Raw genomic sequence first — 23,973 nt, 5'->3', positions numbered from 1 at the left:
GTTGTGGCCGCGCCCGCATGCGAATGCATGTTGGCGCGGTGCATATGAACAAAGCTTATGAGCCTTGCATCGTCTTTACGGCTTGCGCCAGGCCTGCACGCGCGCGCCCTCGTTTCCGAGGCGGTCTACCGCGCTGACATACACCAGGTTGGCCGCCCCCAGTGCGGCGTCGTCCGGCACTGTCCAGTCCACGCGCGAGGCCGGCGCCACCGCGAAGCGCCATTCGCTGCCGTGGCGCGCCCAGATCGCATACAGTGCGTTCGCCTTGCCCGCCTTGAGCTTGAGATGGACACCGTCCTTGCGCGCCGCGCTGGAAACCAGGGGCGTGCCCGGGCGCTCGCTGGAGAGCCAGGTGGTGGCCGGCACCAGCGCCTGGCCGCCATAGGTGGTGGCGCGCAGCTGGTCGCTGATGCCCTTGCGGTTCTGCGTGAGCGCGACCATGCTGAAGTGAACGTGGCCGGTGGCCAGCGGGCGCGCGCGCGTGGCGGCGATCTGCTGCAGGATTTCTTCAGGCTCGAACTGCTTGGTCGGCGCCGGCGCGCCGATGCGGCTGGTGAACAGGCCCGGCCACATGTGGCGGCCCTGGGTGTTCTGGCCGATCCAGTAGTCGAGCAATACGGGATAGGACTGGGCCGCCGGCGCGATCGCCCAGTACAGCTGCGGCGTGAAGTAGTCCACCCAGCCGTTCTGCAGCCACAGTTCGGCATCGGCATACAGCTTGTCGTACTGCGAGAAGCCCGTGATGCCGGGCGGGCGGCGGTCCGGGCGGCCCAGTCCGAAGGGGCTGATGCCGAAGCGCACCCAGCTCTTTTCGCGGTGGATGCCCTTGTACATGGCCTCGATCAGGCGGTTGACGTTGTCGCGGCGCCAGGACGGGCGATCGAGCTTGCCGCCGCCGGCCAGGTAGCGTTCCCAGGCCGGGGTGTCGGGAAAGTCCAGCTCCGGCTTGGCGGCTGCCTTGCCATTGCCGTTGCCGTCCAGCGCCGAGGCATTGCCGGCGACGTCGGGCGCTTCGATCGGGTAGGGATAGAAATAGTCGTCGATGTGCACGCCGTCGATGTCGTAGCGGCGCACCACGTCGAGGATCACGTCCATCGTCTGCTTCGAGGCGGCTTCCTCGCCCGGGTCCATCCACATGAACTTCCCGTAGCGCTTCACGGCGGACGGAATGGTGTTGGTGATGTGGTTCGGCGCCGCCGGGGAACGGGCGTTGTCGTGGCGCGCGCGGTAGGGGTTGAACCAGGCATGCAGTTCCAGCCCACGCGCGTGCGCCTGGCTCACCCAGAACGCCAGCGGGTCATAGAAGGGCTGCGGCGGCTTGCCCTGGGCGCCGGTCAGGTATTCGGTCCAGGGCTCGATCTTGGACGGGTAGATCGCATCGGCCGCGGGGCGCACCTGCAGCACGATGGCGTTGAGCTTGAGCGCCACGGCGCGGTCGAGGATGGCGATGGCTTCCTGCTGCTGCTGCGCGGCGGGAAGGCCCGGCTTGCTCGGCCAGTCGATATTGGCCACCGTCGAGACCCAGGCGGCGCGGAATTCGCGCGGGGCCGGCGGCGGTGCATCGGCTGCATGTTCCGGCTTGCCCTTTTGCGTGGTGCAGGCGGTCATGAAGCCGCCCAGCGCCAGCGCACCGGTCAGGCCTGCCAGCGCCAGCGCGCGTTTCTTCAAATCGGGTTTCACTATCGCTCCAATATTTTTATTCATACTTTGACGAACCACCGCTTGCGCCACATGGCATACGCTATCGCGAACATGCAGGCGTTGAACAGGATGGCATATAACAGGGAAGTGTTGGCGGGACCCAGCGGCAGCGCCTTGATCGGCGCGTACAGGCTGCGGCCCAGCGAGAGCTGGCTGCCATCGGGCTGCGCCAGCTTGATAAAGCCGAGCATCTTGGCCACGAAGCCCGAGAAGGCAAAGATGAACAAGGCGTTCATTCCGTAGACCACGAAGGGTTTGGCCCACACGGCCGCGCGCTCGCGCACGGGTGCATGCGGCGCGGCGTCGAGCAGCCAGTAGAACATGCCGAAGGCCAGCAGCGCCCAGCCGGTCATGAACAGGCAGTAGGACACCGTCCACAGGCTCTTATTGATCGGCATGAGCACGGCGTCCAGGCTCGAACCCAGCGCCAGGAACACCAGGCCCGCGAACAGCATCCACACGGTCTGCTCGGTGCGCGGCAGGTTCGAGGCCAGCACGCGCCCGGCGAGCACGCCGAACAGCTGGCTGCACAGGGCGGGAATCGTGCTGACCAGGCCTTCCGGATCCCAGGTTTTGGACTGCACCCACATGTGGCCATCCAGGACCATGCGGTCGACGTACGCACCGAAGTCCTTGCCCGGCTCGAGCACGCCGGCGCCGATGCCCGGTACCGGCACCCACAGCATCAGGAGCGCGTACAGCGCCAGCAACCCGGCCGCGACCGCGAGCTGGGCGCGCCAGCCGAAGTAGACCACGATCGGCGCGGCCAGCAGCGTGCACAGGGCGATGCGCTGCAGGACACCCGGGATGCGCACCGTGCCGAAATTGAAATGCGGGATCAGGTTGAGCAGGAAGCCGATCAGGAAGATCAGCGCGGCGCGCCTGGCCAGCTTGGCCAGCAGGCGCGGCTTGTCGGCGCCGGCGGCTGCCAGGCGCCCGAGCGAGAGCGTCATGGCGACGCCGCCGATGAACAGGAAGAAGGGGAAGATGCAGTCGGTGAAGGTCCAGCCGTTCCACTTGGCGTGGGCCAGCTGGGCGTGCAGGTTGCCCCAGTCGCCCGGGTTATTCACGAGCACCATTGCGGCGATCGTAAAGCCGCGGAAGGCGTCGAGCGAAATCAGGCGCACCGGTGCATCGCGCATTGCTGCGTATTCTCCTTCTAGTTGTCGGTCTCACTGGCTGCGGCAACTGGCACGCACTGCCTGCGTCTTCTATATGTAGGGTGGGCAGGTTTCCTGCCCACCCTACGGGTTCATGGCTACTTCTTGCCGAATTCGGGATCGATCTTCACCAGCGCCGCCATGATGAAAGCGGGAATCGTCGACAGGCAGGCCCAGATGAAGAAGTTCTTGTAGCCGAGGTATTCCTGCAAATCGCCGCTCCACATGCCCGGCACCATCATGCCCAGCGCCATCAGGCCGGTGCAGATCGCATAGTGGGCGGTCTTGTGCTCGCCCTCGCAGACCATGATCATGTACAGCAGCATCGCGGTAAAGCCAAACCCGTAGCCGAACTGCTCGACCGCCAGCGAAGCACACACGATGGCGAAGCTGGTGGGCTGCGCCTGCGACAGGTAGACGAACACCAGGTCCGGCAGGTGCACAGCGAACACCATCAGCCACAGGCAGCGCTTCAGGCCCAGGCGCGAGATCAGGTAGCCGCCGGCCAGGCCGCCCATGGTGAGAAAAGCGATGCCGATGGTGCCATAGGCGATGCCGTATTGCGCAGTGGTGAGGCCCAAGCCACCCTCGACTAGCGGGTCTTTCAGGAAGGGCGCCACCAGTTTGAGCAGCTGGGCTTCGCCCAGGCGGAACGTCAGGATGAAGCCGAGGATCAGCCAGATGTCGCGCTTGCGGAAGAACAGCGCAAAGGTCACGAAGAAGTCGCGCAGCGGGTTGTCGGTGCGGGCGACCTTGTGGTCGGAATCGGGCCGCGGCAGGATGAAGCCATGCCACAGGAAGGCCAGGAAGAAGAAGGCGGCCAGCACGAAGAACACGATCGACCAGGCCTGGTGCACGTCGCCCAGGCGGGTGGCCAGGTAACCGGCCAGCACCACCAGCGGGCCCTGGCCGGCCAGCGTGGCCAGGCGGTAGAAGGTCGAGCGCACGCCGACGAAGGCGGCCTGCTGCTTCTGGCGCAGGCCGAGCATGTAGAAGCCGTCGGCCGAGATGTCATGGGTGGCCGAGCTGAAGGCCATCAGCCACATCACGGCCAGGCTGGCGACAAAGAAGTTCGGCAGGTGCAGCGTCAGGCCTACCGCCACCAGCGAAGCGGCCACGCCCAGTTGCAGCAGCACCGTCCAGCGGCGCTTGGTGCCGAACATGTCGACGATGGGCGACCACAGGGGCTTGATCACCCAGGGCAGGTAGAGCAGGCTGGTATAGAAGGCGATGTCGGAATTCGAGACCCCCATGTCCTTGTACATGATCACCGACAGGCTCATCACCACCACATAGGGGATGGCCTGGGCAAAGTACAGGGAAGGAATCCAGGCCCAGGGATTGGCCTGCGGCGCTGTGGAAGGCGACGTGCTCTTGTCTAGCGAAGTCTGCATAGGTCTTTCGTGTTCCGCAGGCGCGCTGTGCGCCGGGTGCCTCAGGCGATGGCGTCGCGCACGCTGCCGTGGGCCGACTCCAGCAGCGCCTGCGCCTGCTCGACGGTGGTTTGTTTGGTCAAGGCCACGATCGCGGTCTTGACGTGGTAGCCGCACTGCTCCAGCACGGCCTGCGCGGCCGCTTCGTCGGCGCCGGTGGCGAAGACGGTCAGGCGGACGGCGCGGCGCACCAGCTTGGCATTGGTCGCCCGGAAGTCTACCATCAGGTTGCCGTAAACCTTGTTCAAACGCACCATCAACGCGCTGGAAAAGGTGTTCAGCGCGATCTTCTGCGAGGTGCCCGCTTTCAGGCGGGTGGAGCCGGAAATGACTTCCGCCCCCGTATCGAGCGTGATGCCGATCTCGGCGCCGTTCGCGACCGGCGCGTCGGCATTGTTCGAAAAACCGATCGTCAGCGCACCCGCCTCGCGCGCCGCGCGCAGGGCGCCCAGCACATAAGGCGTGTGGCCGGAGGCCGCCAGCAGCAGCACCACGTCATCCGGGCCCACATCGACGGATTTCAAATCGGCCGCGCCCTGCTCGAGATCGTCCTCGGCGCCTTCGACCGCGACGAACATGGCCTCGGCGCCACCGGCCAGCAGCGCCACCGCGCGGCCATGCGGCCAGGAGAAGGTCGGGTTGAGCTCGACGCTGTCGAGCACACCGAGACGGCCGGAGGTGCCGGCGCCGGCGTAGATCAGGCGCCCGCCCGCTTCCATGCGCGGCAGCGCCGCGGTGACGGCGGCGGCGATGCGCGGCGCGGCGGCGCGCACCGCCTCGACTGCGCGGGTCTGGTCGTCGATGAAGACCGTGATGAGCTCAGTGGTCGGGTACTGGTCGAGGGTCGCGTGGTCCTGGGCCGGGGTTTCGGTTTTCAGCATGGACGTGTCTCTGGGTGCGGAGTGATCGATAAAACCAGTGTAATACCAATTGCCGGGCCCATCCCATGAAAGCTGGGACCGGCATCATGCCGAAAAGTTATGCTGCTCATGCTTATGCCGGTCGGCGCTAGTACGGCAAGACGATGCAACGCAGCCATGAGGATTTTTCAGGCGCTCGGTCGGCGCAGCTCCGCCACAAAATCGTAGTGGTCGCTCAGGCAGTACGAGTGCGTCAGCTCGACCGGCTCGCCCGATTCCAGATAGCCGATGCGGGTAATGAACAGCACCGCGCGCCCTTCCGGCACATCCAGGCGCGCGGCCAGCTCGGCGGATGCATTCATGGCGCGCAGGTGCTGCAGCGCGCGCACCGGCATGTGGCCGGTGCCGGACAGGTGGGCATACAGCGAGCCGCCCACCTGCTCGGGACGCGCCAGCACGCTGGCCGGAATGATGCTGACCTCATAGGCCATCACCACGCCGTCGGCCAGGCGCAGGCGCTCGAGCCGCGCCACCCGGGCGCCCGGCGACAGGCCGAGCGAGAGCTGCTCGTCGGCGTCGGCCGGCACGACTTCGCGCCGCAGCCAGTGGCTGCTGGGCGTATAGCCGCGCTGCTGCAGCTGTTCGGAAAAGCTCGACAGGTCCGACAGCGGCTGTTCGATGCGCGGCGCGATGTAGTTGCCCGAGCCGCGCTTGCGCACCACCAGGCCCTGCTCGACCAGCTGGTCGATCGCCTTGCGCGCGGTAACGCGCGACACGTCGAGCCGCTCGGACAGGGTGCGTTCCGAGGGCAAGGCCTGGTCGGCCTGGTAGCGGCCATCGCGTACGTCCTGCGCGAGCTTGCGCGCCAGCTGCATGTACAGGGGCGAGTTGTCGTTCAGGTCGAGCTGGAAGGCGGGGCTGGTGGTGGTCATCGGCATGTGAAAAGGTGTGCACGGAGTGTAATGGCGAGCTCGCCGCCCGACACCGCGCAGCCCATGAAAAAGCATGGGCCTGGCATTCGCCTGCCTTATAAGCATACCACTTGATACCAATATAAAACGGTTATGCCACCGCCACGGCTATTCATTTGGCAAGGCTCCCCGTCACTCCGTATGCTCTTCCATACAATGACAACAACAAGCCGCTAGGGCGAAAAGGAGACGGGATGAACGAACTCAGGCGATCCCTGCTGGGCATGGCTTTGCTGGGCAGCGTCGAGCCGCTGTTTGCGGCGCCGCCCTCGCCCGCCGGCGCGCCGCTGCTGGCGGGCCTTGCGCGCCGGACGCTCGATGCCGAACTCGCGGCGGTCGCCGCCGATCCGGCGATGCAGCTGGCCAGCCTGTCGGTCCTTGCCATTCGCGGCGGCCAGCCGGTGTACGAACAGGCTGTCGGGCGCCGCTTCATCGGCAAGGGCGCCCTGCCTGATCGCCCGGCCACGCCGGACACCCTGTACCGCATCGCCTCGATTTCCAAGATGATGACCACGCTGGGCCTGATGCGGCTGGTCGAATCGGGCCGGGTCGAGCTGGATGCGGACGTCTCGGGCTACCTGGGCTTCAGCCTGCGCAACCCGCATTTCCCGCAGCACCCCATCACGCTGCGCACCCTGCTTACCCATACCTCGTCGCTGCGCGACGACGGCGGCTATTCCTGGCCCTTTGCTACTGCATTGAAAGACGTGCTGGTGCCGGGCGGCGTGCTGTATGGCGCGGGCAAGGCATGGTCGGAGCGCGCCGCGCCGGGGGCCTACTTCACCTACTGTAACCTCGCCTGGGGCGTGATCGGCACCGTGATGGAGCGCGTCGCCGGCGAGCGCTTCGACCTGCTCATGCAGCGCCTGCTGCTGCAGCCGCTGGGGATCGTGGCCGGCTACAACCCTTCCATGCTGCCGCCGGCGGCGCTCGACAAGCTGGCGACGCTCTACCGCAAGCGCACCACGGACACAGAAATCTGGAACGCGGACGGCCCGTGGATCGCGCAGGTGGACGACTATTCCGCCAGGCCGCCGGCGGCGCCGGCCGGCATCGCCACCTATGTCCCGGGCACCAACGCCACGCCCTTCAGCCCGACCGGCGGCCTGCGCATGTCGGCGCGCGACATGGGCGTGGTGATGCGCATGCTGATCAACGGCGGCATGCACGGCGCCACCCGGCTGTTCGAACGCGCGACGCTCGAGCGCATGTTCGCGCGCCAGTGGACCATCGATGCCAAGGGCGGCAACGGCGATTCGATGGGCGGCTTCTTCAATGCCTGGGGCCTGGGCAACGCCCACTTCCCCGACCGTCCAGGCATGGCGCTGGTCGAGGGCGGCGGCTTCGAGGCGGTCGGCCACCTGGGCGACGCCTACGGCCTGCGCTCGGTGTTCGCCTTCGATCCCGCGCGCGGCAACGGCATGATCGTGCTGGCCGGCGGCAGCTCGCACGATCCGGAGCTGCAAAAGGGACGCTATTCGGCCATGGCGCGCTTCGAGGAACGCATCCTCAGCGCGCTCTACCTGCACGCCATCGTCGGCCAACGGGCGGCATCCTGATGCCAAGCGCCTGTTTATATACCTTGGTTATGGCGTCCGGCGCGACTTTCATTGGTCGTGATAGGGGCCAGCGCCTAAGCTCTGACCCCATGTTCAAGAAGAAGAGTGCAGGATGCAGCAGATAATCGTCATCGGCGGCGGCGTGGTCGGCCTGACCTCGGCCTGGTGGCTGGCCGAAGCCGGCTACCGCGTCACCGTGCTCGAACGCGCGCCGGAAGTCGGCAGCGGGTCCAGCTACGGCAATGGCGGGCAGCTGAGCTACCGCTACGTGTCGCCGCTGGCCGACGAGGGCGTGCCGCTCAAAGCCCTGCAGTGGATGTTCCAGGACACCGGCCCCCTGCACTTCCGTCCCGAGGCCGACCTGCGCCAGTACCGCTGGCTGGCCAGCTTTCTGGCCCACTGCCGCGCCGACGTCAACCGCAAGACCACGGCCAAGCTGCTGGAGTTGGGCGAACTGTCGCGCCAGGGCATGAAGCAGCTCGAAGTGACCATTCCGCTGGACGCATTCGACTGGCGCGACGCCGGCAAGCTGGTGGTCTACCGCTCGCGCGACCTGTTCGTGAAAGCGGCCGGCAAGGCCGGCGCCGGCGAAATCTGGTCCGCCGCCGAATGCGCCGCGCGCGAACCCTCGCTGGCGGCGGCCGAACCGCTGCTGGCCGGCGGCATCTATAACAGCGGCGAAGCGGTGGCCGACTGCCACGCGTTTTGCCTGGCGCTGGCCGACCGCCTGCGCAGCCATCCGCATTTCCAGGGATTCGTGGGCGGCGAGGCGCGCCGCCTGCTGGCCGAGGGAGGACGCATCACCGGCATCGAAGTGCAGGACGGGGCCGGCGTGCGGACGATAGCCGCGGACAGCTATGTGCTGGCGGCCGGCATCCAGAGCCGCAACCTGTCCGATACCGTCGGCGTCACCCTGCCGCTGTACCCGCTCAAGGGCTACAGCCTGACGGCGCCGATCCGCCCGGACGACGTGGCGCCGGAAATCAGCGTCACCGATTTCGAGCGCAAGGTGCTCTATGCCCGCATCGGCAGCAAGCTGCGCGTGGCCGCCATGGTCGACATGGTGGGCGAGGACCTGCGCCACAACCCGAAACGGGTGGCGGGACTGACGCGCCAGGTGCACGAGACCATGCCGCGCGCGGCCGACTATTCGCAGCTCTCGGTCTGGGCCGGCCTGCGCCCCGCCACCCCGAGCAGCGCCCCGATCATCGGCGCCACCCGCTACCCCAACCTGTGGCTCAACGTCGGCCACGGCCCGCTGGGCTTTACCTTCGCCTGCGGCAGCGCCGCCCTGCTGGCGGGCGCGATGCAGGGCGAGGCGCCCCCGTTCTCGCTCGACGGGCTGACGCTGCGGGGCTGAGCGCGCTTCGTGCCCCCGCCGGAAATGGCGGATAATGGCGCCCATGCCCAAAATGTCCACACCCGGGCCCTGTCCTTGCGGCGGGCCGTCGCTGGCCGCCTGCTGCGGCCCCTTCATCGAAGGCAGCGCGCTCCCGCCCACGGCCGAGGCCTTGATGCGCTCGCGCTATACCGCGTACAGCCAGAAGAACGAGCCCTACCTGATGGCCACCTGGCACCCCAGTACCCGGCCGAGCGAGCCCGTTATCGACGAAAAAGAGCCGATCCGCTGGCTGGGACTTGAGGTAAAATCTGCTTTACGTTTACGTCAACGTAAAGTAAATTTGCCGGACGATCCAGACAGCGACACCGTCGAATTCGTCGCCCGCTTCAAGGTGGGAGGACGGGCGCACCGGCTGCACGAAGTGAGCCGTTTCCAGCGCGAGCCCGACCCGGAAACCGGGACGCCGCGCTGGTATTACGTGGACGGCAGTTTTCCGACATAGAACAAGAGAAGAGACAGCATATGCCCCAGATCGAGAGCAAACTCAACCCGCGCGGCGACGACTTCAAGGCCAATGCGGCGGCCATGCAGCTGATCGTGGACGACCTGCGCGCGAAAGTCGCCCAGGTTGCACTCGGCGGCGGCGAAGCGGCCAGCGCCAAGCACCTCGCGCGCGGCAAGCTGCTGCCGCGCGACCGCGTGCAGATGCTGCTCGATCCGGGTACGCCCTTCCTCGAGTTCTCCCAGCTCGCCGCCTACGAGATGTACAAGGATAAGGATGGAGTCAGCGCGGCGCCAGCGGCCGGCATCATCACCGGCATCGGGCGCGTGGCCGGCCAGGAATGCGTGATCGTCTGTAACGACGCTACCGTCAAGGGCGGCACCTACTACCCGATGACGGTGAAAAAACACCTGCGCGCCCAGGAGATCGCCGAGCAGAACAACCTGCCCTGCATCTACCTGGTCGACTCGGGCGGCGCCAACCTGCCGAACCAGGACGACGTGTTCCCGGACCGCGACCACTTCGGCCGCATTTTTTACAATCAGGCGAATCTGTCCGCCAAGGGCATCCCGCAGATCGCGGTGGTCATGGGTTCGTGCACGGCGGGCGGCGCCTACGTGCCGGCGATGAGCGACGAATCGATCATCGTCAAGGAACAGGGCACCATCTTCCTGGGCGGCCCACCCCTGGTGAAAGCGGCGACCGGCGAAGTGGTCACGGCCGAAGACCTGGGCGGCGGCGACGTCCACACCCGCCTGTCGGGCGTGGTCGACCACCTGGCCCAGAACGACCTGCATGCGCTGTCGCTCGCCCGCACCATCGTGTCGAACCTGAACCGCGTCAAGCCGGTGCAGGGCGCGCTGCGCGAGAGCAGCGCGCCAAAATATGCGCCGGAAGAGCTGTACGGCGTGATCCCGGTCGATACGAGGAAACCCTTCGACGTGCGCGAAGTGATCGCCCGCGTGGTCGACGGCAGCGAATTCGACGAGTTCAAGGCCCGCTACGGCACCACGCTGGTGTGCGGTTTCGCCCATATCTACGGCATGAAGGTCGGCATCATCGCCAACAACGGCATCCTGTTCTCGGAGTCGGCGCTCAAGGGCACCCACTTCATCGAGCTGTGCTGCCAGCGCAAGATCCCGCTGGTCTTCCTGCAGAACATCACCGGCTTCATGGTCGGCCGCAAGTACGAAAACGAGGGCATCGCCCGCAACGGCGCCAAGATGGTCACGGCCGTGGCCACCGCCTCGGTGCCGAAGTTCACCGTCATCATCGGCGGCTCGTTTGGCGCCGGTAACTACGGCATGTGCGGGCGCGCCTTCTCGCCGCGCTTCCTGTGGATGTGGCCGAACGCGCGCATTTCCGTCATGGGCGGCGACCAGGCCGCGTCGGTGCTGGCGACCGTCAAGCGCGACGGCATCGAGGGCAAGGGCGGCCAGTGGTCGCAAGACGAAGAAGCCGCCTTCAAGCAGCCGATCAAGGAACAGTACGAGCACCAGGGCCACCCGTATTACGCGTCGGCGCGCCTGTGGGACGACGGCGTCATCGACCCGGCCGATACCCGCACCGTGCTGGGCCTGGGCTTGTCGGCCGCACTGAACGCGCCGATCGAGGACACGAAGTTCGGCGTCTTCCGGATGTAAAGGGAGCTTGACAATGGAATACCAGACGCTCACCATCGCCATCGACGACAAGGTGGCCGCCGTCACCCTGAACCGCCCGGACGTGCGCAACGCCTTCAACGAGCACGCCATCGCCGAGCTGGCGCTGGCCTTCGACGAGCTGGGACGCATTGACGCCGTGCGCGCCATCGTGCTGGCCGCGAATGGCCCGGCCTTCTGCGCCGGCGCGGACCTGAACTGGATGAAGAAGATGGCCGGCTACTCGCACAGCGAGAACCAGGAAGACGCCGCGCGCCTGGCCGACATGCTGCGCACGATCTACCTGTGCCCCAAGCCGACTGTCGCCAAGGTGCAGGGCGACTGCTACGCCGGCGGCATGGGCCTGGTCGCGGCCTGCGATATCGTCGTCACCAGCGACGTCGCCAACTTCTGCCTGTCCGAAGTCAAACTGGGCCTGATCCCGGCCACCATTTCGCCTTACGTCATCAAGGCGATGGGCGAGCAGGCGGCGCGCCGCTACTTCCTGACAGCCGAGCGCTTCGACGCGAACGAAGCCCACCGCATCGGCTTCGCGCACGAGATGGTCGCGGCCGACATGCTCGACGCCACCGTGGCCGGCATCGTGAAATCGCTGGTGACCAACAGCCCGCACGCCGTCTGTGAAGCGAAAAAGCTGGTGCGCGAGGTCGTGGGCCAGCCGGTCACCGACGTGCTGCTGGCCGACACCGCCAACCGCATCGCCGCCATTCGCGCATCGATGGAAGGCAAAGAAGGCGTGGCCTCCTTCCTCGACAAGCGCAAGCCGACCTGGCTGAACTGATACTGGAACGAACTTGAAGCCGCATACCTCTTCCGACTGGATCGCACGCAGCCTGCGCAGTGTGTGGCACCCGTGCACCCAGATGCAGCACCACGAAGAGGTGCCGCTGATCGCGGTCAGCCACGGCAAGGGCCCCTGGCTCTACGACCACGAAGGCCGGCGCTACCTGGACGCGATCAGCTCCTGGTGGGTCAATTTGTTCGGCCACGCCAACCCGCGCATCAACGCGGCCCTGAAGGACCAGCTGGACAAGCTGGAACACGCGATGCTGGCCGGCTTCACCCACGAGCCGGTGATCGAGCTGTCCGAGCAGCTGGCGGCGCTGACCGGCCATGCGCTGGGCCACGCCTTCTATGCCTCCGACGGCGCTTCGGCGGTGGAAATCGCCATGAAGATGAGCTTTCATTCATGGCGCAACGCCGGCCTCACCGCCAAGCAGGAATTCGTCTGCCTGCAGGGCAGCTACCATGGCGAGACCATCGGCGCGCTGTCGGTTACCGACGTGCCGCTGTTCAAGGATGCCTACGGCCCGCTGCTGCGCGCTTCGCATGTGGTCCCGAGCCCGGATGCACGCAATGCCATTGAAGGCGAGTCGGCCCAGGACGTGGCGCGCCGCGCCATCGGCGACGTGCGCACCCTGTTCGAAGCGCGCGGCGAGCGCATTGCCGCCATCATCGTCGAGCCGCTGGTGCAATGTGCGACCGGCATGGCGATGTACGACCCGCTCTACCTGGAGCTGCTGCGCGAGCTGTGCGACCAGCACGGGGTGCACCTGATCGCCGACGAAATCGCCGTCGGCTGCGGCCGCACCGGCACCTTCTTCGCCTGCGAGCAGGCCGCCATCTGGCCGGACTTCTTATGCCTGTCGAAAGGTATCAGCGGGGGCTACCTGCCGCTGTCGCTGGTGCTCACCAGCGACGCCATCTACCAGTCCTTCTACAGCCAGGACATCACGCGCGGCTTCCTGCATTCGCATTCGTACACCGGCAATCCGCTGGCCTGCCGCGCGGCGCTGGCCACGCTGCAGATCTTCGAAGACGACGACGTCTTGATGCGCAACCGCGAGCTGGCGACGAAACTGACCGTGGCGCTGGCGCCGCTGGCCGAGCACGACCGCACACGCCACTTCCGCCAGCACGGCATGATCTTCGCCTTCGATGCAGTGGAGCCCGACCCGGTCCGCGCGTCCAGCTTCTCGCGCCGCTTCTTCACCAGCGCGGTCGAGAACGAGCTGCTGCTGCGCCCGATCGGCCGCACCGTCTACCTGATGCCGCCCTACATCCTGAACGACGAAGAGATCGCCGGCCTGGCCGAGCGCACCCAGCGCGTCTTCGAAGCGGTGATCGCTCCCTAGCATGGACGCATTTCCAAACATCGTCGCCGCCATCGACCGCAAGCTCGACCTGCTTTCCGCGCACAGCCTCACGCGCCGGCTGCGCGTGGCCGACAGCGCCTGCGCCCCGCGCCAGGTCGTCGATGGCCGCCCCATGCTGGCCTTCTGCAGCAACGATTACCTGGGCCTGGCGGCCCACCCGAAGGTGGTCGAGGCGCTGCGCGAAGGCGCCAGCCGCTACGGCGCCGGCAGCGGGGCCTCGCACCTGGTCAGTGGCCATAGCCGCGCGCATGCGCTGCTCGAAGAGCGCCTGGCCGAGTGGCTATCGCCGCATATCGAGCGAGCCAGGGCGCTCTACCTGTGCACCGGCTACATGGCCAACCTGGCCATCCTCACCGCGCTGGGCGCCGACGCGGACGCCATCATCTTCTCGGAAGCGCTGAACCATGCCTCGCTGATCGACGGCGCCCGCCTGGCGAAAGCGGGCGTGACGGTCTATCCGCATGGCGATGTCGCCGCCCTCGAACGGCAACTGCAGGCCAGCAGTGCGGGCACGAAGATCGTCGTCACCGACAGCGTCTTCAGCATGGACGGCAACCTGGCGCCCTTGCCCGCGCTGCTGGCCCTGTGCGAGCGCCACGGCGCCTGGCTGGTGGTGGATGACGCCCACGGTTTCGGCGTGCTGGGAGAAAGCGGCCGCGGCGCGCTCGAGCATTTTGGCCTGCGCTCGCCGAACCTGGTCTACATGGGCACCCTGGGCAAGGCGGCCGGCGTGGGCGGCGCCTTCATTGCCGCGCATGCCAGCGTGATCGAGCTGCTGGTGCAGCGCGCGCGCCCCTACATCTACACCACCGCCGCCCCGCCGGCGCTGGCGCATGCGCTGCAGGCCAGCCTGGATATCATCGAGAGCCCGGAAGGCGTGCAGCGCCGCGCCCACCTGGCGGCCCTGGTCGACAAGCTGCAGGGCGCGCTGCGCCTGCGCCGCTGGCAGCTGGCGACGTCGACCACCGCGATCCAGCCCGTGATCATCGGCAGCAACGAGGACGCGCTGCGCGCCGCCGCCGGCCTGCACGAGCAGGGCCTGTGGGTGCCGGCGATCCGCCCGCCGACCGTGGCGCCCGGCACCGCGCGCCTGCGCGTGACCCTGTCGGCCGCGCACACGGTAGACGAAGTGATGCTGCTGGCCGGCGCGCTCAATGAACTGGAAAGGGCCACGACATGAACAATTTGAACGAGCCGAGGGCATTGACCCCGGACGTGATCGCGCCGGGTCATGCGGAGGGCGTCGCGGAAGTGGCGGAACCGGTGCGCGAGACCCAGCCCGAAGCGCTCGCAGCGGAGGGCATTCCCTCGCGCTTTTGCTGCTTCGTCACCGGCACCGACACCGAGATCGGCAAGACCCTGGTCTCCAGCGCCATCCTGCACAAGCTGGCCGCGAGCGGGCGCCGTGCCTGCGGCATGAAGCCGGTCGCGGCCGGCGCCACCATGGTCGACGGCGAACTGCACAACGAGGACGCCGACATGCTGCGCGCGGCCGGCAACGTGCACCTGCCCTCCAGTATCACGACCCCGTTCATGCTCAAGGAACCGGCCGCGCCGCATATCGCCGCCGCACTGGAAGGCGTGACCATCGAAGCCGTGCCGATCCTGGCCGCGTACACCGAAATCCACGCGGCGTCCGACGCCGTGGTGGTCGAAGGCGTGGGGGGCTTCCGCGTGCCCTTCAACGACGACTTCGACAGCGCCGACCTGGCCGCGCAACTGAACCTGCCGGTGGTGCTGGTGGTCGGCCTGCGCCTGGGCTGCATCAGCCACGCGCTGCTCACGGTCGAAGCGATCGTCGCGCGCGGCCTGGTGCTGGCCGGCTGGGTCGCCAATACGGTCGACCCGGACATGCGCTTCGAAGCCGAGAATATCGCGGCCCTGGAGCAGCGCATCCCGGCGCCGCTGCTGGGCCATGTGCCGCGCCTGCAAGACCCGTCGGCTGCCGCCGCCGCCGAATTCATCGACCTGTCGGGATTGCCGGGCTGGCATTCCCCACGCGTCTAGTCTCACAACGAAGGAAACGAAATGAGCCAACTTAACACCGTCGCCCTGCACCGCCCTGTCGCCGCCATCAAGCAGGCGGAAAACGCCACTTGGCCGCTGGCCGACGTGCTGGCGCTGTTCGAACTGCCGTTCCCGGAGCTGATGCACCGTGCCCAGACCCTGCACCGCGCGCATTTCCCGGACGGCGACGTCGAACTGGCCACGCTCTTGTCGATCAAGACCGGCGGCTGCGAAGAGGATTGCGGCTACTGCCCGCAGGCCGCGCGCTACGACACCGGCGTCGAGGCCAAGAAGATCCTCGACCTCGACACCGTGCTCGACGCGGCGCGCCAGGCCAAGGCCAGCGGCGCCACGCGTTTCTGCATGGGCGCCGCATGGCGCAGCCCGAAGGAACGCGACATGGAAAAGGTCGAGGCGATGGTCCGTGAAGTGAAGGCGCTGGGCATGGAAACCTGCGCGACGCTGGGCATGCTGGAAGAAGGCCAGGCCGAGCAACTGAAACGCGCGGGCCTGGACTACTACAACCACAACATCGACACCGCGCCCGACTTCTACGACAACGTGATCTCGACCCGCGAATACCAGGACCGCCTGGACACGCTGGGCCGCGTGCGCAGCGCCGGCCTGAAGGTCTGCTGCGGCGGCATCGTGGGCATGGGCGAGACGCGCGAGCAGCGCGCCGGCCTGATCGCCCAGCTGGCCAACCTGAACCCGTATCCGGAATCGGTCCCGGTCAACCACCTGGTGCAGGTGGAAGGCACGCCGCTGCACGGCATCGAAAAGCTCGACCCGATCGAATTCGTGCGCACCATTGCGGTGGCCCGCATCACCATGCCGGAAGCGCGCGTGCGCCTGTCGGCCGGCCGCCGCGAACTGGGCGAAGCCGTGCAGGCGATGTGCTTCATGGCCGGCGCCAACTCGATCTTCTACGGCGACAAGCTGCTCACCACCGGCAACCCGGAGGCGGACGACGACCGCGTGCTGCTCGAGAAGCTGGGCCTGAAGACCCGCGCCGCGACGCTCGATTCGGCCCCGAAAGCCGCCTGCGCCTGCTGAACCACGCTGCGGCCGGGGAGACACGGCCGCTCATAAACTGATCATCAAGAAGCGAAAGACAACGCATGTTCACCAAAATCCTCATCGCCAACCGTGGCGAAATCGCCTGCCGTGTCGCCGCCACCGCGCGCCGCATGGGTATCCGCACCGTCGCCGTCTATTCGGAAGCCGACGCGGGATCGAAACACGTGGCGGTCTGCGATGAGGCGGTGCTGATCGGCCCGGCCGCGGCCAAGGAAAGCTACCTGCGCGGCCAGAAGATCATCGAGGTGGCCAAGGCCACCGGCGCGCAGGCGATCCACCCGGGCTATGGCTTCCTGTCGGAGAACGCGGAATTCGCCGAAGCCGTGCAGGCCGCCGGCCTGGTCTTCATCGGCCCGCCGGGTTCCTCGATGCGCGCGATGGGGTCCAAGTCGGCCGCCAAGCAGCTGATGGAAGGCGCCAACGTTCCGCTGGTGCCGGGCTACCACGGCGATAACCAGGAACCTGGTTTCCTGCGCGAGCAGGCCGACCGCATCGGCTATCCGGTGCTATTGAAAGCCAGCGCCGGCGGCGGCGGCAAGGGCATGCGCGTGGTCGAGCGCTCGGAAGACTTCGAAGCGGCGCTGGCCTCGTGCAAGCGCGAAGCGATCAGTTCCTTTGGCGACGACAAGGTGCTGGTCGAGAAATACCTGATCCGCCCGCGCCACATCGAGATCCAGGTGTTCGCCGACACGCATGGCAACTGCATCTACCTGCACGAGCGCGATTGCTCGGTGCAGCGCCGCCACCAGAAAGTGCTGGAAGAAGCGCCGGCGCCGAACATGCCGCCGGACCGCCGCGCCGCCATGGGCGAAGCGGCCGTGAACGCCGCGCGCGCCGTCGGCTACGTGGGCGCCGGTACGGTCGAATTCATCGCCAACCAGGACGGCTCCTTCTACTTCATGGAGATGAACACGCGCCTGCAGGTCGAGCACCCGGTCACCGAGATGATTACGGGGACCGACCTGGTCGAGTGGCAGCTGCGCGTGGCCGCCGGCCAGCCGCTGCCGAAGAAACAGAACGAACTGGCGATCCACGGCCATTCGATCGAAGCGCGCGTGTATGCCGAGAACCCGGAAAAGGGCTTCCTGCCCTCGATCGGCACGCTGCGCCACATGGACACGCCAGCCGCCGTCGAGTTCGAGCTGGGCGGCTCGAGCCTGGACCCAGCGCCCGTGCGTGTGGATTCGGGCGTGCGCGAGGGCGACGCCATCTCGCCCTACTACGACCCGATGATCGCCAAGCTGATCGTCTGGGGCGCGGACCGCACCCAGGCGCTGGCGCGGCTGTCGCAGGCGCTGAGCGAATTCCAGATCGTGGGCCTGGCGACCAACATCGCTTTCCTCAAGCGCCTGGTCGAAGGCGACGCTTTTTCGACTGCCGACCTGGACACCGGCCTGATCGAACGCCATGGCGACACCCTGTTCCCGGCGCCAAGCGCCGCGCCGCTGGGCGCGCTGGCACTGGCTGCGCTGGCCCTGAGCCTTGGCGAAAGCCAGCGCGGCGCCGGCAATCCCGCCGAGCCGTGGGCGCAGGCCAGCGGCTGGCGCATGAACAGCGCCTACCGCCGCGTGCTGGGCTTTGCCGACGAGTTCACGGGCAAGGAAGGCGGCTACCAGGTAGGCCTGACCTACGCCTCCCACGGCTGGGAAATCGACGCCAATGGCGAGCGCCAGCCGCTCGCGCTGGTTCGCCGGCAAGGGGCCGAACTGACCATCCGTTTGGGCGAGACCTCGCTGCACGGCAGCGTGCGCCGCGACGGCGACTTGTTCCACGTCTTCACGGGCGGCCGTCATTTCACGCTGGCGTACAATGATCCGATGGCCCATGCGGGCGAGCAGGAAGCCGCCGGAGGCCGCCTGACGGCGCCGATGCCGGGCAAGGTCGTGGCCGTGCTGGCCGTGGCCGGCAAGGAAGTGAAGAAAGGCGAGGCGCTGGTGATCATGGAGGCCATGAAGATGGAGCATACGATTGCGGCGCCGAGCGACGGCCTGGTGGAAGAAGTGCTGTACCAGGTCGGCGACCAGGTCGCCGATGGGGCGCCGCTGCTGGCGTTCAAAGCGGCGTAACATCAGCCAACACGCACAACAATAACCAGAGGGGGAGTCATGCGCATCTTGCTGTATCGCGGCGACGGCGTGATCGAGCCCTGGGCGCGCGAATTCGCCGCCCTGATGCCGCAGGTGGACACCGTCGCCTGGCGCGAAGGCGAAGCCCTGCCGCCCTGCGACTATGCCGTACTGTGGAGTCCCACGCCGGCCCTGCTGGACCAGCTCGCGCACGTGCGCGCGATCTTCCTGATGGGCGCCGGCGTCGACGCCCTGCTCAAGCTGGGCGACGCGCTGCCGCCCGTTCCAATCGTGCGCCTGGGCGACGCCGGCATGGGCGTGCAGATGGCCGAATATGTCACGCATGCCGTGCTGCGCTATTTCCGCCGTTTCGAGGAATACGAGCAGCAGGCCCGGCACGGCGCCTGGAACCCGCTGCCACAGATTCCAAAACAGGATTTCCCGGTCGGGATCATGGGCCTGGGCAGGCTGGGCCTGCCGGTGGTCGAGGCGATGCGCCTGTTCGGTTTCCCGGTACGCGGCTGGAGCCGCACGCCCAAGGCTATCGAAGGCGTGGAGTGCTTCCATGGCCCCGATGGCCTGGACGCTTTCCTGCGCGGCACCCGCGTGCTGGTGTGCATGCTGCCGCTCACGCCCGAAACGTCGAACCTGCTCGACCGCCACAACATGGGCAAGCTGCTGCCCGGCGCCTATCTCATCAACGTTGCGCGCGGCCCGATCCTGGCCGAACCCGACCTGATGACCCTGATCCGCTCGGGCCACATCGCGGGCGCTACGCTCGACGTGTTCCGCCACGAGCCGCTGCCGGCGCCGCACCCGTTCTGGAACGAGCCGCGCATTTCCATCACCCCGCATATCTCGGCGCTGACGGTGCGCCATGACGCCGTGCGCCAGATCGCCGACAAGATCGCGGCATTGGAAAGCGGCCAACCGGTCGGCGACCTCGTCGACCGCCAATTAGGATACTAAAACAGCATGAACCAACCAGCCAGCTTGCCGAACAAGGTCAAGATTGTCGAAGTGGGGCCGCGCGACGGCCTGCAGAACGAGAAAGAGGCGCTGTCGGCCGCGGTGAAAATCGAGCTGGTCAACCGCCTGGCGCACGCCGGCTTTGCCAACGTCGAGGCGGCGTCCTTCGTGTCGCCGAAATGGGTGCCGCAGATGGCCACGAGCAGCGAGGTCATGGCCGGCATCGAACGCCTGCCCGGCACGATCTATTCCGCGCTGACCCCGAACATGCAGGGCTTCGAGGCCGCACTGGCAGCGAAGGCCGATGAGGTCGTGATCTTCGGCTCGGCCTCGGAAGCCTTCTCGCAAAAGAACATCAACTGCTCGATCGCGGAATCGATCGCGCGCTTCGAGCCGGTGGCCAAGGCCGCCAAGGCGAACAGGCTGCGCCTGCGCGGCTCGATCAGCACCGCCTTCGGCTGCCCTTACCAGGGCGCGGTCTCGCTGGAAGCCGTGGCCGACGTGGTGCGCCGCATGCGCGACCTGGGCTGCGACGAGATCGACATCGCCGACACCATCGGGGTGGGCACGGCGCGCCAGACGCAAAGCGTGATGCTGGCGGCCAGCCGGGAATTCCCGCTGCAGCAGCTGTCGGGCCACTTCCACGACACCTATGGGCAAGCGCTGGCGAACATCTATGCGGCGCTGGAAGTGGGCGTGGAGATCTTCCACTCGTCGGTATCGGGACTGGGCGGCTGCCCGTATGCGAAGGGCGCCACCGGCAACGTGGCGACCGAGGACGTGCTCTACCTGCTGCATGGCCTGGGGATCGAGACCGGCATCGACCTGGACCAGGTGGTCGACGCCGGGCAGTTCATTTCGCAGCAGCTGGGCCGCAAGGGCGCCAGCCGCGCGGGCAATGCCATCGCGGCCAAGCGGGCCGGTTGATCAGCCTTGATTCTGGCCCTGGCGGCTGTCAAGCCGGCCAGCGCCAGCCTCCGAGTGGCGCCAATCCCCCAGAAACGAAAAAAGCCGACAGTGTTCACTGTCGGCTTTTTTCTTAATGCTGGTCGGAGTACAAGGATTCGAACCTTGGACCCCCTGGTCCCAAACCAGGTGCGCTACCGGGCTGCGCTACACTCCGAAGACCAAGATCATATCGGCTCATCGTGCTTCGGTCAAGGTTTAAGGGCAAAATAAGTGACTCACCGTATTCTTTGGCTCGTCATTTCGACAATGATCAGGCGGACAATATTGTGAATTTCACAGCGCACGGCGACATGGGTGAGGACAGGGCGCGGGCAGACCGGCGCTTCCTTGCGGGCATTGGCGTGTCGATTGCGGTGCACGTGCTGATGATGTTTGCTTATCGCCACAGCGGGCCGGCCTTGCCCGCATTCGAGCCCGAAGCCGAGCCCCTGGTCGTGTCGATCCGGCCCGTGCTGCCGCCCGTGCCGCCGCGGGTGGAAGATGCGCCCCAGGCGCCGGCCGCGCGGGCGAAGCCGGTGCGCAGCACGCCTAAGTCGACGGCGAAGCGGGTGATTGCGGTGCCGGAATCACGGGAGCAGGAGTCGTCGGACGCGTTCGTCGTGCAGCAGCCGGAAGAATCGGACGCGACGCCGGACGACGCGCCGAAGTTCGACCTGGATGCGGCCAGGCAGACGGCGCGCGCGCTGGCGGGTCAGACCAAGCTGGGGCGGGAAGGAACGGCGCTGGCGCAGTTTCCGGATCCGCCGCTGGAGACGGAAACGAAGGCTGCGCGGGCGATCAGCAAGGCGAAGCGGCGCAATTGCAAGGATGGGATTCCGGGGGGATTGCTGGCGCCGCTGTTTTTGGCGATGGACAAGAAGGATAGTGGGTGTAAATGGTGATGCAATAGTTCGAGAGCTTGACCGCGTGGGCAGGAAACCTGCCCACCCTACGGACTGCGGCTGTTCTAGCCCTGGCTTTCCTTGATTTCCAAGGCGCGGTCGTACAAGGCGTTCTTCTTGCGGCCCGTGATCTGCGCCGCCAGGTTGGCGGCCTGCTTGACCGAGCATTCCGTTAGCAGGATCTGCAGGATGCGCTCGGCCTCGGCATCCTGGGCGTCCGTCTCGGCGACGGCGCCCTCCACCAGTACGACGAATTCGCCGCGCTCGCGGTGCTGGTCGGCCTGGACCCAGGCCAGCGCCTCCTTCAGCTCACAGCGGTGAATTTCCTCGAACATCTTGCTCAGCTCGCGGGCGAACACGACTTGCCGGGTCGGCTCGAAGGTGGCCACCAGGCCTTCGACGCATTCGACGATCCGGTGCGGCGCTTCATAGATGACCAGGGTCGAGGCCTCGCGCGCCAGCAGCGCCAGCGCCGATTCGCGCTGCTTCGGCTTGGCCGGCAGGAAGCCGACGAAGTGAAAACGGTCGTTCACCAGGCCGCTGGCCGACAGGGCCGTGATGGCGGCCGACGGTCCCGGCAGCGGCACCACGTTCAGGCCGGCGGCGCGTACCGCATCGACGATGCGCGCACCCGGGTCGGATACGGCCGGGGTGCCGGCGTCGGACACCAGCGCCACCCGTTGCCCGCCCTGCAGGCGCTCGACGATCTTGTCGGCCACCTCGCGCTCGTTGTGCATGTGCGCGGCAATCGTTTGCTTGGTCAGGCCGAAACGCTGCAGCAGCGCACCGGTCTTGCGGGTGTCTTCGCAGGCCACGACATCGGCGAGCGCCAGCAGGTGCAAGGCGCGCAGCGTGATGTCGGTGACGTTGCCGATCGGTGTAGCCACGACATACAGCGTTGCGGTAGGATAGGACTGCTGGGCCGCTTCGCCCATGACGGGTAGCCGGGCGATGTCGATGGTCTGCTGTTCTGTCATAAGGGGTTCCGATGCTGAAGAAAAATATCAAGGCACTGCTTGCGACAACTGCGCTGGCCTCGGCCGGCCTGCTGGCGGGATGCGGCAGTACGCCCTTGCCACCCGACACCGGCTGCGGCGTACCGGGCGGATTGTGCGCGCCCGCCGCGCCGAGTGCAAGTCCGCCGCCTAGCGAACCCGGCTATACGCCCCCTGCTCCGGTCGAACCTGCCCGCACCAGCCCGGTCGAACTGCCGCCCTCGAGCGATGGCCGCCCGCTCGCCGCCGATGTGCTTCCCCGGGCCGGCGTGCGCATCGCCCTGCTGCTGCCACTGGAGTCCGGCTCGCTGGCCCAGCCTGCCGAAGCGGTGCGGGCCGGCTTCATGGCCGGCTATGAGCGCGACCGCACCGGCGTCACCGTCAACGTCATTCCCACCAGCGATTCCACCCAGGCCACGCTCGATGCCTATGCCCGCGCCGCGCCGCAACACGACATCGTGGTCGGGCCGCTGGCCAGGCCCGCCGTGGCCGCGCTGGCCACCAGCGGCGTTGTCAGCAAACCCACCATTGCCCTGAACCATCCGCAGCTGGACGGCGCGCTGCCGCGCCAGATGCTGGTGGTCGGTCTCTCGCTCGAAGACGAGGCGCGCCAGGTCGCCGACTGGGCCGCCGCCGAACAGCCGGGCGGCCGCGCCCTGGTGCTCACCGGCCCGGCCACCTGGCAGCAGCGCCTGACCGGCGCCTTTACCGCACGCTGGTCGCAGCTGGGCCTGAACAATTCCGTGGTCGACCTGCCCAGCAGCGACGGCTATGTGGACGGCAACGCGCTGGCCGAGCTGCGTGCGCGCATGCAGGCGGATCCACCGCAACTGATCTTCGCGGCGCTCGACGCGGTGCAGCTGCGCCAGGTGCGCAGCGCCATCGGCACCTCGCTGCCCACCTATGGCACCGCCTCGGTCAATCCGGGACGCGACCCCGCGACCCAGGCGCCCGAGCTGGCCGGCGTGCGCATCCTCGACCTGCCCTGGACCGTGCAGCCCGAGCACCCGCTGGTGGCGAGCTATCCGCGCTGGGGCGGCGCCCTCGATGGCTTCGACATGCAGCGCCTGTACGCGCTCGGCATCGATGCCTACCGCATCGCGCGCGAGCTGGCCCTGCGCCCCACCGGCGCCTTCCAGCTCGACGGTGTCACCGGCCGCCTGTCCATCGACATGGGTAATGGCTCGGGCGCCCCTTCCTTCCGGCGCGTGGAGACCGGCACGGTCTACCGCGACGGCGGCAACTTCGAAGCGGCAGCTTTCGGGCGCTGACATGTGGCCGCTGCGCCTGTCGTTGCGGCAGGCCCAGGGCCGCGACTGGGAGCAGGCTGCCCTGCGCCACCTGAAACGCCAGGGCCTGCAGCCGGTCGAGGAAAATTTCCGCTGCAAGGGCGGCGAAATCGACCTCATCATGCGCGATGGCGAGACCCTGGTGTTCGTCGAGGTGCGCCAGCGCGCCGATAGCGAACACGGCGGCGCAGCCGCCAGCATCACGCCCGCCAAGATCCGCCGCCTGCGGCGGGCAGCACAGGTTTACCTGCTGCGCTTCCCCGTCACCCCGCCCTGCCGCTTCGACGTGGTCGCCATCGATGGCAACCGGGTCGAGTGGCTAGAGAATGTCATCATTGACTGATTGAAATGTAAGCAATTTTTACCGGGGTT

General features: G+C 67.2%; 21 protein-coding genes and 1 tRNA gene. 15 read left to right on the top strand and 7 right to left on the bottom strand.

Features of this window, described 5'->3' with window-relative positions; genetic code table 11:
* Positions 1 to 75: 75 nt before the first annotated feature.
* The 5 genes from AC3XQU_RS14270 to AC3XQU_RS14250 form a co-directional block, all read right to left on the bottom strand.
* A complete protein-coding gene (locus AC3XQU_RS14270; protein ID WP_489874819.1) occupies positions 76 to 1,680 on the bottom strand; it encodes a glycoside hydrolase family 10-like protein in 1,605 nt (534 codons plus the stop codon).
* Positions 1,681 to 1,700: 20 nt separating this feature from the next.
* Positions 1,701 to 2,843, bottom strand: a complete 1,143-nt coding sequence (locus tag AC3XQU_RS14265) for an acyltransferase family protein (RefSeq protein ID WP_489874818.1) — start codon at positions 2,841 to 2,843, stop codon at positions 1,701 to 1,703.
* A gap of 116 nt (positions 2,844 to 2,959) precedes the next feature.
* Positions 2,960 to 4,255 (bottom strand): MFS transporter, encoded by a 1,296-nt coding sequence (locus AC3XQU_RS14260; RefSeq protein ID WP_489874817.1) that lies wholly within the window; start codon positions 4,253 to 4,255, stop codon positions 2,960 to 2,962.
* 41 nt (positions 4,256 to 4,296) lie between these two features.
* Positions 4,297 to 5,175, bottom strand: coding sequence for an N-acetylmuramic acid 6-phosphate etherase (locus AC3XQU_RS14255; RefSeq protein WP_489874816.1), 879 nt, complete (start codon positions 5,173 to 5,175; stop codon positions 4,297 to 4,299).
* Positions 5,176 to 5,342: 167 nt separating this feature from the next.
* Positions 5,343 to 6,086, bottom strand: coding sequence for a GntR family transcriptional regulator (locus AC3XQU_RS14250; RefSeq protein WP_489874910.1), 744 nt, complete (start codon positions 6,084 to 6,086; stop codon positions 5,343 to 5,345).
* Between the two features lie 233 nt (positions 6,087 to 6,319).
* On the opposite strand from AC3XQU_RS14250, the gene AC3XQU_RS14245 reads away from it, so the two are divergent.
* The 12 genes from AC3XQU_RS14245 to AC3XQU_RS14190 all read left to right on the top strand — a co-directional run bounded on the left by AC3XQU_RS14245 (position 6,320) and on the right by AC3XQU_RS14190 (position 20,394).
* Positions 6,320 to 7,684, top strand: coding sequence for a serine hydrolase domain-containing protein (locus tag AC3XQU_RS14245; RefSeq protein WP_489874815.1), 1,365 nt, complete (start codon positions 6,320 to 6,322; stop codon positions 7,682 to 7,684).
* A gap of 112 nt (positions 7,685 to 7,796) precedes the next feature.
* The gene (locus AC3XQU_RS14240; RefSeq protein WP_489874814.1) at positions 7,797 to 9,044 is read left to right on the top strand and encodes a D-amino acid dehydrogenase; all 1,248 of its coding nucleotides are present in this window, start codon (positions 7,797 to 7,799) and stop codon (positions 9,042 to 9,044) included.
* A 43-nt stretch (positions 9,045 to 9,087) separates the two neighbouring features.
* Complete coding sequence (locus AC3XQU_RS14235) at positions 9,088 to 9,528, top strand: YchJ family protein (protein ID WP_489874813.1); 441 nt, start codon at positions 9,088 to 9,090, stop codon at positions 9,526 to 9,528.
* A gap of 20 nt (positions 9,529 to 9,548) precedes the next feature.
* Positions 9,549 to 11,171: a carboxyl transferase domain-containing protein gene (locus AC3XQU_RS14230; protein WP_489874812.1), complete on the top strand. Its 1,623-nt coding sequence runs from the start codon at positions 9,549 to 9,551 to the stop codon at positions 11,169 to 11,171.
* Between the two features lie 13 nt (positions 11,172 to 11,184).
* Positions 11,185 to 11,970 carry an enoyl-CoA hydratase/isomerase family protein gene (locus tag AC3XQU_RS14225; protein ID WP_489874811.1) on the top strand — a complete coding sequence of 262 codons (786 nt, stop codon included), beginning with the start codon at positions 11,185 to 11,187 and terminating at the stop codon, positions 11,968 to 11,970.
* A 13-nt stretch (positions 11,971 to 11,983) separates the two neighbouring features.
* On the top strand, positions 11,984 to 13,324 hold the full coding sequence (gene bioA / locus AC3XQU_RS14220) for an adenosylmethionine--8-amino-7-oxononanoate transaminase (protein ID WP_489874810.1): 1,341 nt from the start codon (positions 11,984 to 11,986) through the stop codon (positions 13,322 to 13,324).
* Between the two features lies 1 nt (position 13,325).
* Positions 13,326 to 14,525: an 8-amino-7-oxononanoate synthase gene (bioF, locus tag AC3XQU_RS14215; protein WP_489874809.1), complete on the top strand. Its 1,200-nt coding sequence runs from the start codon at positions 13,326 to 13,328 to the stop codon at positions 14,523 to 14,525.
* Positions 14,522 to 15,352, top strand: coding sequence for a dethiobiotin synthase (bioD, locus tag AC3XQU_RS14210; protein WP_489874808.1), 831 nt, complete (start codon positions 14,522 to 14,524; stop codon positions 15,350 to 15,352). Before bioF ends, bioD begins: the two co-directional genes overlap by 4 nt.
* 21 nt (positions 15,353 to 15,373) lie before the next feature.
* Entirely contained in the window at positions 15,374 to 16,408 is a 1,035-nt protein-coding gene (gene bioB / locus AC3XQU_RS14205; RefSeq protein ID WP_489874807.1) for a biotin synthase BioB, read from the top strand.
* A 65-nt stretch (positions 16,409 to 16,473) separates the two neighbouring features.
* Positions 16,474 to 18,498, top strand: coding sequence for an acetyl/propionyl/methylcrotonyl-CoA carboxylase subunit alpha (locus AC3XQU_RS14200; protein WP_489874806.1), 2,025 nt, complete (start codon positions 16,474 to 16,476; stop codon positions 18,496 to 18,498).
* A gap of 39 nt (positions 18,499 to 18,537) precedes the next feature.
* The gene (locus tag AC3XQU_RS14195) at positions 18,538 to 19,467 is read left to right on the top strand and encodes a 2-hydroxyacid dehydrogenase (protein ID WP_489874805.1); all 930 of its coding nucleotides are present in this window, start codon (positions 18,538 to 18,540) and stop codon (positions 19,465 to 19,467) included.
* Between the two features lie 6 nt (positions 19,468 to 19,473).
* On the top strand, positions 19,474 to 20,394 hold the full coding sequence (locus tag AC3XQU_RS14190) for a hydroxymethylglutaryl-CoA lyase (RefSeq protein WP_489874804.1): 921 nt from the start codon (positions 19,474 to 19,476) through the stop codon (positions 20,392 to 20,394).
* A gap of 119 nt (positions 20,395 to 20,513) precedes the next feature.
* Here AC3XQU_RS14190 and AC3XQU_RS14185 read toward each other — a convergent pair.
* Positions 20,514 to 20,590, bottom strand: a tRNA-Pro gene (locus AC3XQU_RS14185).
* 73 nt (positions 20,591 to 20,663) lie between these two features.
* On the opposite strand from AC3XQU_RS14185, the gene AC3XQU_RS14180 reads away from it, so the two are divergent.
* A complete protein-coding gene (locus tag AC3XQU_RS14180) occupies positions 20,664 to 21,317 on the top strand; it encodes a hypothetical protein (protein WP_489874803.1) in 654 nt (217 codons plus the stop codon).
* 65 nt (positions 21,318 to 21,382) lie between these two features.
* Here AC3XQU_RS14180 and rsmI read toward each other — a convergent pair whose 3' ends face one another.
* Positions 21,383 to 22,294, bottom strand: coding sequence for a 16S rRNA (cytidine(1402)-2'-O)-methyltransferase (gene rsmI, locus AC3XQU_RS14175; RefSeq protein WP_489874802.1), 912 nt, complete (start codon positions 22,292 to 22,294; stop codon positions 21,383 to 21,385).
* Positions 22,295 to 22,305: 11 nt separating this feature from the next.
* Between rsmI and AC3XQU_RS14170 the strand changes: the two genes are divergently transcribed.
* Both AC3XQU_RS14170 and AC3XQU_RS14165 read left to right on the top strand, forming a co-directional pair.
* Positions 22,306 to 23,583, top strand: coding sequence for a penicillin-binding protein activator (locus AC3XQU_RS14170; RefSeq protein WP_489874801.1), 1,278 nt, complete (start codon positions 22,306 to 22,308; stop codon positions 23,581 to 23,583).
* 1 nt (position 23,584) lies between these two features.
* On the top strand, positions 23,585 to 23,944 hold the full coding sequence (locus tag AC3XQU_RS14165) for a YraN family protein (protein WP_489874800.1): 360 nt from the start codon (positions 23,585 to 23,587) through the stop codon (positions 23,942 to 23,944).
* The last annotated feature ends 29 nt before the right edge of the window (positions 23,945 to 23,973 follow it).

The organism is Telluria sp. AZSoR62 (assembly GCF_058111565.1).
This window is presented reverse-complemented; position numbering and strand designations above follow the sequence as displayed.

Excerpts from the sequence above, each read along its gene's own strand:
- AC3XQU_RS14235 (WP_489874813.1), top strand. The coding sequence starts at position 9,088 with ATGCCCAAAATGTCCACACCCGGGCCCTGTCCTTGCGGCGGGCCGTCG.
- AC3XQU_RS14170 (WP_489874801.1), top strand. The coding sequence starts at position 22,306 with ATGCTGAAGAAAAATATCAAGGCACTGCTTGCGACAACTGCGCTGGCC.
- AC3XQU_RS14250 (WP_489874910.1), bottom strand. The coding sequence starts at position 6,086 with ATGACCACCACCAGCCCCGCCTTCCAGCTCGACCTGAACGACAACTCG.
- AC3XQU_RS14225 (WP_489874811.1), top strand. The coding sequence starts at position 11,185 with ATGGAATACCAGACGCTCACCATCGCCATCGACGACAAGGTGGCCGCC.
- AC3XQU_RS14255 (WP_489874816.1), bottom strand. The coding sequence starts at position 5,175 with ATGCTGAAAACCGAAACCCCGGCCCAGGACCACGCGACCCTCGACCAG.
- bioF (WP_489874809.1), top strand. The coding sequence starts at position 13,326 with ATGGACGCATTTCCAAACATCGTCGCCGCCATCGACCGCAAGCTCGAC.
- AC3XQU_RS14200 (WP_489874806.1), top strand. The coding sequence starts at position 16,474 with ATGTTCACCAAAATCCTCATCGCCAACCGTGGCGAAATCGCCTGCCGT.
- AC3XQU_RS14265 (WP_489874818.1), bottom strand. The coding sequence starts at position 2,843 with ATGCGCGATGCACCGGTGCGCCTGATTTCGCTCGACGCCTTCCGCGGC.
- AC3XQU_RS14190 (WP_489874804.1), top strand. The coding sequence starts at position 19,474 with ATGAACCAACCAGCCAGCTTGCCGAACAAGGTCAAGATTGTCGAAGTG.
- AC3XQU_RS14165 (WP_489874800.1), top strand. The coding sequence starts at position 23,585 with ATGTGGCCGCTGCGCCTGTCGTTGCGGCAGGCCCAGGGCCGCGACTGG.
- AC3XQU_RS14195 (WP_489874805.1), top strand. The coding sequence starts at position 18,538 with ATGCGCATCTTGCTGTATCGCGGCGACGGCGTGATCGAGCCCTGGGCG.
- bioD (WP_489874808.1), top strand. The coding sequence starts at position 14,522 with ATGAACAATTTGAACGAGCCGAGGGCATTGACCCCGGACGTGATCGCG.
- rsmI (WP_489874802.1), bottom strand. The coding sequence starts at position 22,294 with ATGACAGAACAGCAGACCATCGACATCGCCCGGCTACCCGTCATGGGC.
- bioB (WP_489874807.1), top strand. The coding sequence starts at position 15,374 with ATGAGCCAACTTAACACCGTCGCCCTGCACCGCCCTGTCGCCGCCATC.
- AC3XQU_RS14230 (WP_489874812.1), top strand. The coding sequence starts at position 9,549 with ATGCCCCAGATCGAGAGCAAACTCAACCCGCGCGGCGACGACTTCAAG.
- AC3XQU_RS14240 (WP_489874814.1), top strand. The coding sequence starts at position 7,797 with ATGCAGCAGATAATCGTCATCGGCGGCGGCGTGGTCGGCCTGACCTCG.
- AC3XQU_RS14260 (WP_489874817.1), bottom strand. The coding sequence starts at position 4,255 with ATGCAGACTTCGCTAGACAAGAGCACGTCGCCTTCCACAGCGCCGCAG.
- AC3XQU_RS14245 (WP_489874815.1), top strand. The coding sequence starts at position 6,320 with ATGAACGAACTCAGGCGATCCCTGCTGGGCATGGCTTTGCTGGGCAGC.